The organism is Chitinophaga skermanii (assembly GCF_003259335.1).
GTDB lineage: Bacteria > Bacteroidota > Bacteroidia > Chitinophagales > Chitinophagaceae > Chitinophaga > Chitinophaga skermanii.
The window spans coordinates 81,970-96,977 of sequence record NZ_QLLL01000001.1 but is presented as its reverse complement, the minus strand read 5'-3'; the positions used below and the strand labels follow the sequence as shown (position 1 = coordinate 96,977).

The following is a 15,008-nucleotide window of genomic DNA, read 5'->3' as shown; positions in this document are numbered from 1 at the left end:
ACGAACAATGCATGAAAGACTATATCTTTAAATATGCTTGAAATCTTACTTGTATGTTTAAATTACTTGGTGTTTTCGGAAGAAGATAAAAACATCGTCTAACTCTATCTGTTTTAGTTGATATGCCAACTGGGTTTTTAAATCTTGGGTTTCTTCTTTAATTTTCTTGTACTGGTCTTTTAGGTCTTGGTATCTTATGATGATTTGATCGGGTGTGGCGGAACGATCAAGCTCTAAGATGCTAAAAGCTCTTTCTTCGGTTATCATAGTGATCAAAAATTTCCTACAGAAAACTCTCCGTGCTAATCTACCTGCGCTGTTTCAGGCTACTAAATTAGTGGAGTTATAAATGTGGGCAAATACCCAAGCTTGGGTATTTTTGATAAAAAATGCTACAAAATACTATCAGGCGCTATTCACTCGCAGTCAAACACCCCCTACCTAATACTATTTTCTAATTTTCTAGGCAAAACGTTTTGCAAATGGTTAATCTTTTTCCATTGGTACGATTATTAAATTAAGAATAAATATCACATGTATGGGCATGCAAAATGGTTTTGCAAATCATTTTGCAAAAATCTAGGGCCAAACACCATTTTTGTCTTTATTGGAACCCTATCTGCTTGGCCAATGCTACCAATTCAGATGTATTGCGAACTTTTAATTTCAACCGGATATTCTTCCGGTGGGTTTCAATGGTATAACGACTCAAATTCAAGGTTTGGGCAATTTCTTTATTGTTATTCCCTTGCGCCGCTAAAATGAAAATATCCTTTTCGCGTGCCGTCAACTTGTTCAGTACGTCTTCATTACTTCTACGCAATACCTCCCGCAAAGCCTCGCTAATTTGGCTGCTGGTGTCAATTACAAATGAAAAATCAAGGAAAACGCAAATCACTTCGCTGAGTGAACCACTATCATCGTGGGTGTAAGGAATACCAAGGCCAACAAGCCACTTCCAATTCTTGTCGTGGCGACCTTTTACGCGCAATATGCCGCCGAAAATTTCTTTATTGTTTGAAAATTCATTGCGAGCTACCATCGCAACGCCGAAATCTTCTGGATGCAGAATTTCTTGGAAAAATGCCATCCCCATTTCTTTAATCTCATCCAACGTATAACCCATGGTATCGGTCAATGTACGATTACACCAGGTTATACTTTTTTTGTCGTTGTTTGAAGTGTAGAGCATGGCCGGCATGGCATCCAACATCTGCTTGAATTGATTCAACTGGCTATTTAATCGCGCATTCTCCGATAACAATGCATCTAGAGAGTCGCTATGAACTTTGCCCATGTCCTGCATACGGTTTTATTTAAACAAACAATAGTGAAAGGGTACAAAAACAAATCTTTTCTCTACGAATATAGAACATCCAATAGTAAAAGTTATAACACTTAGATGTAAATATAACAGATTTTATCATATATCAAAATATTATATCCTAACTGCAATCTAGCCACAGTTATGGATTTAGTCCCTTCCACGTTTCATTGTTAGCCCCTTTAAATGAAGGGGTAGTTAAAAGATTGACAATTAATTCAATTTGACATTAACAGATTAGGCAGTAAATTTGATGACGCTAAACAAAAAAATCATTTTTAACCCATAAAAAAATTTGATTATGGCTTTTACACTTCCTGCATTACCGTATGCTTCAGATGCATTAGAACCGCATTTTGATAAATTGACAATGGAGATCCATCACGGTAAGCACCACCAAGCATATGTAGACAACTTAAACAAAGCAGTTGCCGGTACAGAGAACGAGAACAAATCATTAGAAGAATTGGTTGCAAACGCCGGTAAAATCGGTGCTGCAGTAAGAAACAACGGCGGTGGTCACTGGAATCACAGCTTTTTCTGGGTAAGCCTTGCACCAAATGCAGGTGGCCAACCTTCAGGTAAATTAGCTGAAGCTATTAATAGCGCGTTCGGTTCATTCGATGCTTTCAAAGAGAAATTCAACGCAGCGGGTGTATCTCGTTTCGGTTCTGGTTGGGCATGGTTGATCGTGAAAGATGGCAAATTGGAAATTACTTCAACTCCAAACCAAGACAATCCTTTAATGGACGTTGCTGAAGTGAAAGGTGCACCAGTTTTAGGTGTTGACGTTTGGGAACACGCTTACTATTTGAAATACCAAAACCGTCGTGCTGAATACTTAGCAGCATTCTGGAACTTGGTGAAATGGGAAGAAGTAGCTAAACGTTACGAAGCAGCTTTGTAATCTTTTTCAGAAAAGATCCTTATAAAAAAGGCCGACTCTACAAGTAGAGCCGGCCTTTTTTCATTCCATTCAAAAAGATAATAAACCAACAACACAATATTTGATTATTCAAATATTGATATGAATATTATAATTGTTTCAATTTAACATTCTTGAACCAAATTTCGCTACCATGATCTTGGAAAGCGATGTGCCCTTTTTTAGCAGAACCGTAGCTAGGCGTATCTTTCCACTTACCTTCAGACTTGTGTTTTTTCCACTCATCGTTCCACAATTCGTATTCAACTACCTTTTCACCATTTAACCAATGTTCAACATGACCTTTATTAACGATGATGCGGGTATTATTCCATTCACCAATAGGCTTAGAAGCATTTTTTAGCGGTGGATTCATAGCATAGTTACCACCTGTTTTTTGCCAATCTTCGAGTTTCTCAGGGAAGTTGTTATCGTCGATTAATTGATATTCAGGACCGCTTTGGTAAGAAGAAGGGAACTCTTCAGATACTAAATACAAAATACCGCTATTTCCTTGTGGTGCTAATTTCCAATCTGCAGAAAACTCAAAGTTTTCGTACTCATCATTCGTCACTAAATCACCGCGTTTATCACTCTTATCGGTAGCACTACCTGTGCAATGCAATAAACCATCTTGCACACCCCAAGTATCGGCCGGCTTGCTTTGATACATGCGCCAACCATCGAGGTTCTGGCCATTAAAGAGCAATTTCCAACCTTCTGCTTTTTCAGTATCGGTTAATGTATTTTCAGCTGCTGCAACTGGTGTTGTTGCCGCTGTGCTTACGCTATCTGCTTTCTTTTCTGCTGTATTGCCGCCACAAGCTGTCATTACAACAGCTGTTGCTACGCCCAATGCAGGAACGATTAATTTTTTCATTTGTGTGGATGTTTTGGCTGTGATTACTTGTTAACTACTTTCAAATTCTTAGGATCCCAATAAGTGATCTTGTTGTTGAAATAGCTATCGTTACATAATAATGCAGGTGCTGCTGCTCTAAAACCGAACAATGCATCTTCTGCCACTTTTCCCTTCGTACGAACGGCGTTGAATAAGTTATAGAAGTGATCGAAGTGGGCGCCTTTGTAACCTTCTTCTGCAGAATACTCTACTTTATCCGGCGGCAACATGCTTTTACGATCGTATACGTATTGGCGACCGCTATCTTGTGATTTCTTCGTTTGTAGTAACGGGTCGTCGGAAGCTGCATATGCTTTGTTACGGTATAAAGTCACTTTATCCCACTCAACCGTCATAGAACCTTCGCTACCCACCATACGCAAGTAGTTTGTACCTCCGGTACCATCTACGAAGTTAACACGTAAAGAAAGGTTGAAAGCAGGGTGAATGTCGGTCTCAGGATAGTCGAACATACCTAACATAACATCTGGTACTTCACGACCATCTTTCCAGTAGCGTAAGCCACCTGTAGCCATAATTTTTTCAGGGCCTATAGAACCTGTTACCAAGTGTAAGCTAGAGAATAAGTGAACGAATAAATCGCCTGATACACCTGTACCATAATCACGGTAATTTCTCCAACGGAAGAAACGTAATGGATCGAAATCGCGTTTATTTGTATTAGCTAAGAATGCATCCCAGCCTACAGTTTTCGGAGAAGCATCGGCAGGAATTGGATATTGCCATGCGCCAAATGGCGACATTCTTGCCCAGAATCCTTCCGCGTAGTTTAGTTGGCCGATAGCGCCGTCTTTCAATAACTGGCGCGCCTTTTCGTTACCCAATGAGCTAACACCTTGGCTACCTACTTCGTATACAACGCCTTTATTCCTGTTTTGCGCGTCTACAACAGCTGCACCTTCTGTAATATCGTGCACCATTGGTTTCTCACAATACACAGATTTGCCTTTGTTCATGGCCGCTACGGAGATATCCTTATGCCAATGATCCGGTGTTGCAATAATAACTGCATCAATATCCTTACGCTCTAAAATTTCGCGGTAATCGCGGGTAGTGTAGATATCTGAACCCCATTTCTTCTTAGCATCGGCTAAACGACCATCGTACAAGTCGCAAGCTGCAATCAATTTCACACCCGGTACTTGGATAGCGGTATTTGCATCCGCGGTTCCCATGCCACCGGCGCCAATCAAGGCGATCTGAAGTTGGTCGTTCGCACTAAATTTTTCATTGTTTTTTTGTCGCGCAAGCCATTCAATATTGCGCTTTTTATCGGCAGCTGTAATGATGTTAGGCAACAGCGACGCCCCAATTACGCCTTTGGCCATTTTGGAAATGAAGCCGCGACGGTTTGATTCGTTGGAATTTACTGGCATTTTTCTATAGGTTTAATAATTGCTAGTGATTGTTCTGCATTGCTATGTACTTGTCAAAATAATTATAATTGCCAGCAAATCATAATTTTTTGCATAAAGATGTGATGAAAGGTATTCTATGTAAGAAAAAGGGGGAAAGATGTTATAACGTACAATTAGGCGAGCATTTTCGCGTTAAATAGGTCATAGGTTAATAAATTCAAAAGCGTCCTGCCACCTTCATAGCCAGCAGGACGCTTTTTTTGTTTTATTAGATAACAGTATTTTTGATGAACATGAACCTAATATATTCTATACCATGCAACTTTTTATTTTATTAGATATTGATGGCGTAATGGTGCCGGCAGTTCCTTGGAAACCATTGAAATTCTTGCAAGATGGATTTTATGATTTCGAACCCAATGCACAGCAACACCTAACTTGGCTCTTGCAAAAAACTGGAGCCAATATAATACTCACCACTTCACATCGAAACCGCTTCACGAAAAATGAATGGGACAATATTTTTACCACCCGTATTCCATCCTACACAAGTGCCCTTTCAATTGATGAGTATTTCGTATTAAACAATATCTCTATTGATCCATTTGCCAACCGGTTGCAGTATATCAAAACATGGTGCAAACACGCGCATCAACATCACTTTGTCATTCTTGATGATGATGCATCTTTAGAAAACTTATTGCCTAGTATGAAACAATATTGGATCAGAACGTCCCCTTCAATCGGCTTTAATCAAAGTGCTGCTGAGAAGGCTGTAGAAATATTACAGAAAGAGCAATAACTACTTCTTAGTCTGCAACAACTGTTGATATTTATTCGGTGTATGGAAAATATCTACCGCTGCCAACACCTCTTTATCCCATGCTAAACTGCGCTCAATTCTGCCTTTCGATAGGTAATACCTATTCACGATTTCCTCTTCCAGCAAGTGCTTGATTTCAGTCTTATTTTTGAGAATATCTTGCTTTTTATCGTGCTTGATTTTCAGTTGTAGTTGATCAAACTCTTTAGCAACAGCATCGAAATACTTTTCTTTCTTCGCAGTATTTTTGAAGCTTTCTAATGACTCTTCGCTGCGGGTTTTATAGCTGTAATCTTTGCCTTCTAAATAGTGTAAGAAATCTTCAAAATCCGCATCGCTTAAACTAAAGTTACCGGCTGTTTCAATTTCTTTATGACTATAGTAATATTTAGTAGCATAATTAAAAATGAATTGCTTACGCAATAATGCTACGGCAATAGGGCTAAGGTAGGTAACTTTCAATTTCTCATCTGGTTCTATACCACCGCCATCTTTCACAGCGCGCCCCGCAGCTGTATAGAATGTTTTACGTAAAGAATCGGGTACATAATCTACTTCACCTTCACTATTACGATGGGAATAATCGATTGCTTGGATACATCTGCCAGAAGGTGTGTAATATTTCGCTGTTGTAACCTTTAGTTTCGTGTTATAGGGTAGGGCGCGGGTAGTTTGTACTAATCCTTTCCCGAAAGATAATTGTCCTACAATTAAGCCACGATCTAAATCTTGAACAGCACCTGCTACAATTTCGGAAGCAGAAGCGGAATTGTGGTTCGTAAGCACCACCAAAGGAACATGCATATCAATCGCAGTTTTCGTGGTTTTGTATTCACGATCCCAGTTTTTCACTTTGCCTTTCGTGGTAACGATGAGTTTGTTTTTATCGATGAAAATGTTTGAAAGCGATACTGCTTCATCTAATAGCCCACCAGGGTTACTACGTAAATCGAGTACTACGCCTTTCAGGTTCTTATGTTGCTCTTTCAGTTTCTCGAAGGCTTCTTGCACCTGTAATGCACAATTCTCGGTGAATTGAATCATTTTGATATAGGCTACATCATTTTCCACTAAACCGTAGTAGCTTACCGGGCGCACGTTTATTTCTTCTCTTTGAATACTTTTAGCTGTTTCTACGCCTGTCATTGGATTCCTAAACGTAATATTTAAGGTACTGCCGGCATTTCCTTTTAACAGCTTGCTTACATCTTCATTCGACATTCCTTTAGCATTTTGGCCTTCCAAACGCACAATAATGTCGCCCGCTTTAACACCGGCTTTGTGCATAGGGCCACCCTCGTAAATGTCGGAAATTGATGTCCAATTCGAATCCGTAACGGTTGCTGCCCCAATACCGCCATATTTACCCGTAGCCATGAATTTTAGGTCTTCTAGGTTTTCTTCGGGTATAAAGTCGGTATACGGGTCCGTTTCTTCCAAAATGGCTTGAATCCCCTTATTCATGAGTTTTTCAGGCGGAAGATCGTCGACGTAATAAGTATTCAGTTCCCGGTAGAAAGCGGCGAAAATATCCAGGTTTTTCGCGATTTGGAAGTATTTGTCACTATCGTTGAACCCAACTAGCATGGTCGCCAGTAAAATTGCGGGCATCGCGAATCGGATATATTTTTTCATGGGAAGAGAATTCGATTGGTAATGAATGGATTAAAAATACGATAAGTTCCCGGTGGAGGAAGCGTAATTTTTACGGAACGGGGTCGTACCCATGCCCGCCCCAAGGGTGGCAAGAGAGTACCCGTTTGGCGGTGAGGTAAAATCCTTTAAATAGGCCGTATTTCCTAAACGCTTCCAGCCCGTATTGCGAGCATGTTGGGGTATACCTGCACTTATTAGCACCTAAATAGGGCGAAATGCACCATTGGTATACTTTTATCAAGAAAATAAACGGGAAACTAAGCCAGCGTAGTATATGTTTCATGATCGTTAATTCAAATCGCACAATAGGAGCTTATGCTTGTGTTAACTCCTTTTCCAAGCGATTTAAAATTACCGAAAATTTATGGCGTAGGGTGGAGAAATCGGCTATTTTTTTATCGAGGTAAACGAAAAAAACAGCCGCTTGCAAGTTCTTAGCTTGCATGGCGGAGAGTAATGCTTGTTTTTCCAAGCGGAAAGATTCCCTGCCGAGCCGTTTAATTCGGTTACGATCAACGGCGCGGGGGTATTTACGTGCGGATACGCTAAAGCCGGCTTGCAGAGGATACTTTGCAGTAGGCAATTGGGTAGGCATATAGATCACCCGGTAAGGAAAAATAGAAAACGCTTTTCCATCTCGAAAAAGCGTTTCAATCAGTTTCCTACTTTTTAACCTTTCTTCCTTATTAAAAGAATAAGTTTTTATAGCAAAGTAAATTTATCTGCGAAATCTTATTTTAACTTGCGCTCGTCAGAAACAGTAAGTTTCTTTCTGCCTTTAGCACGGCGGCTAGCCAACACTTTACGGCCGTTAGCAGTTTCCATTCTCTTTCTGAAACCATGAACGCTCTTTCTGCGTCTGTTGTGCGGTTGAAAAGTACGTTTCATCTTGTTTTTTTATTTTTTTCCTGTACTAAAAGCCTGTTGACCAATGGCCACAGGTCAAATAACCCTGTTTTTAAAACGGAAGGCAAAGGTAGTGGAAAAGTTTTGAATTGTAAAGCAATTGTCCCAAAAATTTACACTGAAATCCAGGTTTGGAAGCCAGATCCGCTACTGTCCTACGTTTCTTAAAATAAAAGGAACGGGGAGGGCCCCGTTCCAATCATTATTTTTTTAAGCAGACAATCAATTTTTCCTATATTCTCTTAATCGCGCTTATTGTCTTTTCTTACTTAACGCCTAATTTAGTTTTCACTAATGGCAAAATATCGTCACCTGTTGGCATTACCAACAAAATACCTGCTGAGTTGTCGATTACATAGTTGTAACCTTTTTCTTTTGCTACGTCGTCGATTGCTTTTTTAGCTTTATCGTACACTGGTTTCAACAATTCGCCTCTGCGGATTTCGATCTTTTGTTCAGCAGCTTGGTTGTAATCTTGGATACGTTTTTGCGCATCTTGGATTTCACGTGCTTTCACGTCTCTAATGTTTTCAGAGAGTGTAGAAGCTGTTTTTTCGAAATCTGACACTTTCTTAGTGTACTCATCTACTAAAGATTTGCCATCTCTTTCTAATGTATCGGCGTAAGCTTGCAATTTAGTGATAGCTGTTTTTGTTTCTGGTAAACTTTCGATCAAAGCTTGTGCATTGATATGCCCTACTTTAGATTGTGCAGTTGCCTTGTTAGCACTTACCAAACCTGCAATAGCCACCAAGGCGATAATTACATACTTCTTCATGATGTTGTCTGAATTTTTGAATTAAAAAGTTATAGGTAAAAAATTGGTTTTAAACTACTTGCCGGTCAAAGATTTCAAGATCTCCTCGCTTTTGTCAAGCTTAGGATCGTAATAAATAACCGTTACGCCGTTAGATTTATCTAATACAAAGTCGTACATACGGCTAGCTGCCAATTTTTGTACCGCGTTGTAAATTCTATCTTGGATTGGTTTTACAAGTTCTTCTCTTTTCTTAAACAAATCGCCTTCATATCCAAAACGCTTCTTCTGCAAATCTTTAGCGTCTTTTTCTCTTGCCACTATCTCATCTTCTCTCTTACGCTTCAATTCTTCGGTGAGCATCACTTGCTCAGCCTGGTAAGACTTATACATCTTATCTACTTCCGAAAACTTAGCATCAATTTCTTTCTGCCATTGTTCAGCGATAGCATCCAGCTTCTTCTGAGCATCTTTATATTCAGGAATCGCTTCCAAAATGTATTTCGTATCTATCACGCAGTAACGTTGAGCCATTGCTGTAACAGCCGAACTAACTAAAATAACTGCGATAATGAATAGTTTTTTCATGTGATCTTACTGTTTAAAATAAGGAACAAATTTTTCAAGCTTTGCACTGCTCTACATTCACTCTAGCCTCTCCGAACTACGTTATATTCTTGCAATATAGAATAAAAATAATAAGATACAGCTAAGCGATGTTTTTTTAACAATTGCTATTATTCCGGCTCGAAACCTAACATGAAGGTGAATTTAGCTGCATCCTTCATACCATTACCCGGTTGCAACCTGTCCAAACCAATACCGTAATCGAAACCTAATAAACCGAACATCGGTAAGTAGAATCTCGCACCAATACCCACTGATCTACGTAAACGGAACGGGTTGTAATCGCTAAAGTCACGGTAACCATTTGCCGCTTCCACGAACATCAAACCAAAGATAGTTGAACTCGGATTCAAGCTAAATGGATAACGAATCTCCATTACATACTTGTTGAAGATACTGAAACCTTGGTAACCCGCAGGCTGACCAGCATTCTCTGGGTTCAATTTAGGATTCGATGTATAATAAACAGGATAACCACGCTGAGAAATGATATCACGATCGTAGATAGCAAAGTTACTCAAACCATCACCACCCAATTCGAAACGACCGAATGGCGACAAGGTTGTACGGTTGTTGTAACGACCGATGTAACCAAATTTAGCAGCTACCTTCAATACCAATGTTTTATTCTCGGTACCTACCGGTTTACTCAACGGTACATACCAATCTACGTTCAAACGGTATTTCTGGTACTCGATAAATTTAAACTGCTCATTGATCGGCTCCTTCGTATAATCTCTATTCGGGTTGAATAAAGAGTACGGTGGCGTGAACTGGCCATATAACATGAAGTTAGAACCGCTACTTGGGTAAATCTGCTGGTTTACAGAAGATCTCGCCAAGGTTAAACGTAAGCTCACGTTATTAGATGTACCATTATCAAAGCCAGGGATAGAGAAGTAGTTGAAGTCTTTCAATTTGTACTGTTGATAGTTCAACGAATACATCAATGAGAAGAAGTCATCAGGCCATCTCAATTGTTTACCCAACGAAACCGAAGCACCCAATACTTTAAAGTAAGCATCTGGGTTCGTTACAGTACCACCAATTGCTTTTGCATACGCGTTCGGATCTTGGAACGTGTAGTAGAAGCTAACCGAGAATGGGTTTCTCTTTTTACCACCTAACCAAGGTTCAGTGAAAGAGAAGTTATAAGAACGGTACGCTCTACCATTCGACGATACACGGATCGATAATTTCTGACCGTCGCCGCTTGGTAATGGGTCCCATGTTTCTTTTCTGAAAATATTTCGCAGTGAGAAGTTATTAAAAGTAACACCTAGTGTACCGGTAAGACCGATATAACCACCCCAACCAGCAGATAATTCCAATTGGTCATTGGCTCTTTCTTCCACAGTGTACTCAATATCTACTGTACCATCTTGCAAATTTGGGATTGGGTTCGGTACCACTTTCTCAGGGTTGAAGAAACCCAAGTTGCTGATCTCACGCTGTGAACGGATCAACTCCTGGCGGCTGAACTTCTCACCCGGTAATGTACGCAACTCACGACGAATAACGTGCTCGTTCGTTTTTTCGTTACCTGCAATTAAAATGTTCCTGTTATCCGCTTGCGGACCTTCCACCATACGAATTTCGTAATCGATGGTATCGCCGCGAATACCAATCTCAACAGGATCTACACGGAAGAACAAGTAACCAAAGTCCATATATGCCCCCATGATATCACCACCTTCAGCACTCATTTGCTTACCAAGACGTTTTTCCAACAATTCTAAGTTGTACACATCACCTTTGCGAATGCCGAGCATACGGTTCAAGATATCATCTGTATATACGGTATTACCTTTCCAAGTAATATTACCGAAGTAATACTTCTTACCTTCTTTCAATTCCAAGGCCACTTTAAAGTTACCTGCTTTCGTAGTGAAGGTGGTATCTTTTGTGATCAAGGCATCGCGGTAACCTTTCGAGTTGTAGTAAGCGATTACTTTCTCTTTATCTTCTTCGTATTTCGTTTCATTGAATTTAGAGGAGCTAAATAATTTAAAACGGAAGTACGGATCAATTTCTTGTAAAGTGCGGGAAGGAGTGAGGAAGCCCAACGATTTTACGTAATCGTGTTCTTTTGGAAGTGAGTCGGAATAAACCTCTTCACGGTCTGGGAATAATGTAAGGCGGGATTTTTCCTTGGTGCCTTTCATTTTCTTCTTGATCGCCTGGTCGGAAATCATTGTATTCCCATAAATGCCTACGTCGTAAGTACGTACTTTGTTTCCTTTCGAAACATTGATAACAAGCGAGTTGTAGTTCACTTGGTTCGGTGTTGGTTTCTCATCTATGCTGATGGAAGTATTACCAAAACCTTTATCGGCGTAGTGCTTTCTAATAACTGCTTTCGTGTTAAGCAAAAGGGCATCTGTAATAACAGTACCTTTTCTAAGACCCGCTTTCTTTGCGAGGTCTTCATTCTCCGACTTTTTAGTGCCTTTGAATGTGAAATCAAATAAGCGGGCTTTCTCGGCTAAAGTAATTTCAAGCCAAATTTTGCCGTCTTCGATTTTTGTGATGTTAATTGCGATATTGGAAAATAAGCGTTGTCCCCATAAACTGTTAATCGTTTTTGCGAAATGATCGCCAGGGAGAACAACTTTATCACCTACGTTTAATCCTGATAATTGCAGCAACAAAGACTTATCTAAATATTGCGTACCGGTTACAGTAATATCGGCAATCTCGTATTGTTGCGGATGCTCTAGATCGAATGGCGACCCGGCTGGATAAGGATTATATGGAACCGTATCTTTTTTTTGTTGTGCGGATACACTGAGTCCTGCACTGCAACATAATACTATGGCCAGTAGACTTTTAGGAAACAATTTCTTCATTCTGCTGTATTTGTTCGCTTGTTTTGCCAAATCGACGTTCTCTGGTTTGATAATTTAAGATGGCTTCGTAAAGATTCTCTCTGCGGAAATCTGGCCAGCGAGTGCTGGTGAAATATAATTCCGCATAAGCCAGTTGGTATAGTAAGAAGTTGCTGATTCTACATTCACCGCTCGTCCTGATCATCAGTTCTGGATCGGGCAACTTTGCCGTGCACAAGTATTGCTCCCAAACATCCGGGGTAATGTCGTCGGGCTTTAATTTCCCCGCCTGTACATCTTTCGCAATGTTCTTTGTGGCGCGCAATATCTCCCAGCGCGAGCTGTAGCTCAACGCCATCACCAGGTTTAACCCGGTATTGTGTTCGGTTATTGCCATCGCTTCTTCAAGCTCTTGGCAACAATGTGGGGGCAACATAGTCATATCGCCTATTACATGAAGACGTATGTTGTTCTTAGTCAATGTATTCACTTCTTTGCGAATAGTATTCACCAACAACTCCATGATGCCGTTCACCTCGTAAACTGGACGGTCCCAGTTTTCGGTTGAAAACGCATACAGTGTGAGGTACTCTACCCCTAGCTCGGCACATGCCTCCACTATGGTACGCACACTCTCCACCCCTTCATGATGCCCATAAAGCCGATCCTGTCCGCGTTCTTTTGCCCATCGACCATTCCCATCCATGATAATGGCGATGTGACGTGGCAGGCGCTGTAGGTCCAATTGATCCTTCAAACTCATGAGTATTCCAGGCGTGTTATAAAACAGATTTACTAAAAGTGTGCAAAGATACAAAAATACCGCAATGTAGGTCTTATAAAAGCGGGGCAGGTTGTTTTAACGTAGTTTTAACGGAAGTGCGTATAAAACCCAATACCACAGGGCTTTATGCAAAATATAACACGAAAGTATAAGGTGTATTTGCAGGCTTTTTACCAGGTATTTTACCCTTAAAATTTGCACTTGTAGGAAGTGAACAACCAACCAACGGTAAACTCAATCGTAGCATAATGATCTTTATCACGACTATTCCCGCGCTGGCGGCCCGGTTCACCGATCGCAGGGCTCGTTACCGCACTTGAACGGTCTTGTAACCTGTAGGCAACAGAAGGGTTACCATTCACATCGGGTGGAAAAAAACTGTCACCAACATAGGTTGTACTTACATCATCCAAGTAATCCGTTTGGGAGAAACGGTATAAAACTTCTATTGCTAGGTTAATTTTCTTCGAATAATTATACTTAAAACCGCCACCAATCAGGTAAGCATGCGAAATAAGGTTATATTGCTTCCTATCGGAATACTGGGGGCTCCCTTGCCCCTCCGTTCTCAATGGCTGTAGGAAATATTTTTTACCGTCGAGCATGGCATAAGGGTTAAAATGAAACATCGCAAGACCTCCCGTTAAATAAGGGGTAAAGGCATAATCCAGGCTGCCAGGCTCAAAACGAAAGAAGTTAAAATCGCCTTGCAAGGCCAATTCATAAAGGTTTGTATTGAAACTAAGATTCCGCTTACGCTGAAAATCATTCGTATTATAAGCATCCGAATACCCCAACTGCATAAACCGCAAGGTGGCTTTCGCCCCCACATAATCACTGAAATAATACTTGTAAAACGCACCAATAACAGGTTTCGGCGCATTTACCGCCGTTCGTGTATTCAAGTCACCAAAATAATGCGCCGCGCCAACGGCAAAACCCGCTTCGCCTACATACTTTAACTCGTACTGGGCCTGCACACGGCCAATGCCTAAAAATAAAAGTGCCGCCCACACGGTGAGTAGCGGTATGATTCGGCGGAAACAAGCGTTGATGTGGTTCATAAATCTTACTAAGAACGCAAAATAACGGATAATCGTATGTTGAAAAAGCCTAACACTTTTACCCGCCCTCGGTGGATGATGATTTTATGCTGATAATTTGTCGTATTTGTACTTTTTGGGGTAATTTACGTTACCTACGGCCGCCCGGGTTCCGCGTATCAATCCCCCACAATAGCTTATTCCTCAACGTATGCAAGAAGTTACTATCATTCAATCGCACCAAGTTCATCTCGAAACTTTCCTTCTTCACAGCCAACTGCACTGTATTGTCGATGATTTCCATCCTGGAATCCAAGGTGCAAATAAACTGGTCACTACGTCCTTCTACCTCGAACGAAATCACCTGGTCGTCAGGAATAATAATAGGGCGAACATTCAAGTTATGGGGTGCCACCGGCGTTATTACAAAGCTGCTAGCCTCTGGAAATACAATCGGCCCACCGCAACTTAAAGAGTAACCGGTTGAACCTGTAGGGGTCGAAACAATCAAGCCATCGGCCCAATATGTATTTAAAAACTCTCCATTCAAGTAAGTATGAATCTTTACCATCGCGGAGGTATCTTTTTTATGAATCGTGAACTCGTTAAGCGCATACGGCACATCATCGAACAACGGGATACTGGCATCCAAATGTATTAACGACCTACGGTCCAGCGAATAATTACGGTCTACCAACGATTCCACTACCTCGTGAATCTCTTCACGGCCAATACTCGCTAAAAAGCCTAAGCGGCCGAAGTTAATTCCCAATACAGGAATACCCTTATCTTTAATAAAACAAACCGTATCCAGCAAAGTTCCATCTCCTCCCAAGCTAATCAAAAACTCGATCTTACCATCCAAATCAGCCGACTTCGAAAACGTATCCACTTCCGCAGGAAACTGCACGTGTGGCTTTAGTTCACGGAAAAACGGTTCATAGATAACAGGGGTAATTTCTTGTTTCCCCAGTTCATCTAACAACAATTTGATGTCGTCTAAATCTTCTTTATTAAATCCTCTGCTATAAAGGGCTATGTGCATAATGTTTCTA

Annotated in this window: 16 protein-coding genes; 2 read left to right on the top strand and 14 right to left on the bottom strand. The window is 40.7% G+C overall.

Annotated features, from left to right (window positions below; all coding sequences use genetic code 11):
* Positions 1-57 precede the first annotated feature (57 nt).
* Together LX64_RS00455 and LX64_RS00450 are read right to left on the bottom strand one after the other, a co-directional pair.
* The gene (locus tag LX64_RS00455; protein ID WP_111595641.1) at positions 58-267 is read right to left on the bottom strand and encodes a hypothetical protein; all 210 of its coding nucleotides are present in this window, start codon (positions 265-267) and stop codon (positions 58-60) included.
* Between the two features lie 337 nt (positions 268-604).
* A complete protein-coding gene (locus LX64_RS00450; protein ID WP_158538485.1) occupies positions 605-1,297 on the bottom strand; it encodes a LuxR C-terminal-related transcriptional regulator in 693 nt (230 codons plus the stop codon).
* 328 nt (positions 1,298-1,625) lie between these two features.
* On the opposite strand from LX64_RS00450, the gene LX64_RS00445 reads away from it, so the two are divergent.
* Positions 1,626-2,231, top strand: a complete 606-nt coding sequence (locus tag LX64_RS00445) for a superoxide dismutase (RefSeq protein ID WP_111595639.1) — start codon at positions 1,626-1,628, stop codon at positions 2,229-2,231.
* A 127-nt stretch (positions 2,232-2,358) separates the two neighbouring features.
* Here the strand turns inward: LX64_RS00445 and LX64_RS00440 are convergent, their stop codons facing one another.
* Positions 2,359-3,129, bottom strand: coding sequence for a 3-keto-disaccharide hydrolase (locus tag LX64_RS00440; RefSeq protein WP_111595638.1), 771 nt, complete (start codon positions 3,127-3,129; stop codon positions 2,359-2,361).
* Positions 3,130-3,152: 23 nt separating this feature from the next.
* Positions 3,153-4,547 carry a Gfo/Idh/MocA family protein gene (locus LX64_RS00435; protein ID WP_111595637.1) on the bottom strand — a complete coding sequence of 465 codons (1,395 nt, stop codon included), beginning with the start codon at positions 4,545-4,547 and terminating at the stop codon, positions 3,153-3,155.
* Positions 4,548-4,845: 298 nt separating this feature from the next.
* Here LX64_RS00435 and LX64_RS00430 point away from each other — a divergent pair, with 298 nt between their 5' ends.
* Positions 4,846-5,331 carry an HAD domain-containing protein gene (locus tag LX64_RS00430; protein WP_111595636.1) on the top strand — a complete coding sequence of 162 codons (486 nt, stop codon included), beginning with the start codon at positions 4,846-4,848 and terminating at the stop codon, positions 5,329-5,331.
* Here the strand turns inward: LX64_RS00430 and LX64_RS00425 are convergent, their stop codons facing one another.
* The 10 genes from LX64_RS00425 to LX64_RS00380 form a co-directional block, all read right to left on the bottom strand.
* Positions 5,332-6,987: a S41 family peptidase gene (locus LX64_RS00425; protein WP_111595635.1), complete on the bottom strand. Its 1,656-nt coding sequence runs from the start codon at positions 6,985-6,987 to the stop codon at positions 5,332-5,334.
* A 70-nt stretch (positions 6,988-7,057) separates the two neighbouring features.
* Positions 7,058-7,291 carry a membrane protein insertion efficiency factor YidD gene (gene yidD, locus LX64_RS00420; protein WP_111595634.1) on the bottom strand — a complete coding sequence of 78 codons (234 nt, stop codon included), beginning with the start codon at positions 7,289-7,291 and terminating at the stop codon, positions 7,058-7,060.
* Positions 7,292-7,321: 30 nt separating this feature from the next.
* Complete coding sequence (locus LX64_RS00415; protein WP_111595633.1) at positions 7,322-7,714, bottom strand: ribonuclease P protein component; 393 nt, start codon at positions 7,712-7,714, stop codon at positions 7,322-7,324.
* Positions 7,715-7,740: 26 nt separating this feature from the next.
* On the bottom strand, positions 7,741-7,896 hold the full coding sequence (gene rpmH, locus LX64_RS00410) for a 50S ribosomal protein L34 (protein ID WP_012788729.1): 156 nt from the start codon (positions 7,894-7,896) through the stop codon (positions 7,741-7,743).
* A 283-nt stretch (positions 7,897-8,179) separates the two neighbouring features.
* Positions 8,180-8,692, bottom strand: coding sequence for an OmpH family outer membrane protein (locus tag LX64_RS00405; protein ID WP_111595632.1), 513 nt, complete (start codon positions 8,690-8,692; stop codon positions 8,180-8,182).
* Between the two features lie 54 nt (positions 8,693-8,746).
* Positions 8,747-9,259, bottom strand: coding sequence for an OmpH family outer membrane protein (locus LX64_RS00400; protein WP_111595631.1), 513 nt, complete (start codon positions 9,257-9,259; stop codon positions 8,747-8,749).
* A gap of 149 nt (positions 9,260-9,408) precedes the next feature.
* Positions 9,409-12,147, bottom strand: coding sequence for a BamA/OMP85 family outer membrane protein (locus LX64_RS00395; protein ID WP_111595630.1), 2,739 nt, complete (start codon positions 12,145-12,147; stop codon positions 9,409-9,411).
* Positions 12,128-12,889 carry an isoprenyl transferase gene (locus LX64_RS00390; protein ID WP_111595629.1) on the bottom strand — a complete coding sequence of 254 codons (762 nt, stop codon included), beginning with the start codon at positions 12,887-12,889 and terminating at the stop codon, positions 12,128-12,130. The genes LX64_RS00395 and LX64_RS00390 overlap by 20 nt, the downstream gene beginning before the upstream one ends.
* Before the next feature lie 209 nt (positions 12,890-13,098).
* The gene (gene porG, locus LX64_RS00385; RefSeq protein WP_111595628.1) at positions 13,099-13,974 is read right to left on the bottom strand and encodes a type IX secretion system protein PorG; all 876 of its coding nucleotides are present in this window, start codon (positions 13,972-13,974) and stop codon (positions 13,099-13,101) included.
* A 130-nt stretch (positions 13,975-14,104) separates the two neighbouring features.
* Positions 14,105-14,998, bottom strand: coding sequence for an NAD kinase (locus LX64_RS00380; protein ID WP_111596307.1), 894 nt, complete (start codon positions 14,996-14,998; stop codon positions 14,105-14,107).
* Positions 14,999-15,008: the final 10 nt, after the last annotated feature.

Excerpts from the sequence above, each read along its gene's own strand:
- LX64_RS00455 (WP_111595641.1), bottom strand. The coding sequence starts at position 267 with ATGATAACCGAAGAAAGAGCTTTTAGCATCTTAGAGCTTGATCGTTCC.
- LX64_RS00450 (WP_158538485.1), bottom strand. The coding sequence starts at position 1,297 with ATGGGCAAAGTTCATAGCGACTCTCTAGATGCATTGTTATCGGAGAAT.
- LX64_RS00445 (WP_111595639.1), top strand. The coding sequence starts at position 1,626 with ATGGCTTTTACACTTCCTGCATTACCGTATGCTTCAGATGCATTAGAA.
- LX64_RS00440 (WP_111595638.1), bottom strand. The coding sequence starts at position 3,129 with ATGAAAAAATTAATCGTTCCTGCATTGGGCGTAGCAACAGCTGTTGTA.
- LX64_RS00435 (WP_111595637.1), bottom strand. The coding sequence starts at position 4,547 with ATGCCAGTAAATTCCAACGAATCAAACCGTCGCGGCTTCATTTCCAAA.
- LX64_RS00430 (WP_111595636.1), top strand. The coding sequence starts at position 4,846 with ATGCAACTTTTTATTTTATTAGATATTGATGGCGTAATGGTGCCGGCA.
- LX64_RS00425 (WP_111595635.1), bottom strand. The coding sequence starts at position 6,987 with ATGAAAAAATATATCCGATTCGCGATGCCCGCAATTTTACTGGCGACC.
- yidD (WP_111595634.1), bottom strand. The coding sequence starts at position 7,291 with ATGAAACATATACTACGCTGGCTTAGTTTCCCGTTTATTTTCTTGATA.
- rpmH (WP_012788729.1), bottom strand. The coding sequence starts at position 7,896 with ATGAAACGTACTTTTCAACCGCACAACAGACGCAGAAAGAGCGTTCAT.
- LX64_RS00405 (WP_111595632.1), bottom strand. The coding sequence starts at position 8,692 with ATGAAGAAGTATGTAATTATCGCCTTGGTGGCTATTGCAGGTTTGGTA.
- LX64_RS00400 (WP_111595631.1), bottom strand. The coding sequence starts at position 9,259 with ATGAAAAAACTATTCATTATCGCAGTTATTTTAGTTAGTTCGGCTGTT.
- LX64_RS00395 (WP_111595630.1), bottom strand. The coding sequence starts at position 12,147 with ATGAAGAAATTGTTTCCTAAAAGTCTACTGGCCATAGTATTATGTTGC.
- LX64_RS00390 (WP_111595629.1), bottom strand. The coding sequence starts at position 12,889 with ATGAGTTTGAAGGATCAATTGGACCTACAGCGCCTGCCACGTCACATC.
- porG (WP_111595628.1), bottom strand. The coding sequence starts at position 13,974 with ATGAACCACATCAACGCTTGTTTCCGCCGAATCATACCGCTACTCACC.
- LX64_RS00380 (WP_111596307.1), bottom strand. The coding sequence starts at position 14,998 with ATGCACATAGCCCTTTATAGCAGAGGATTTAATAAAGAAGATTTAGAC.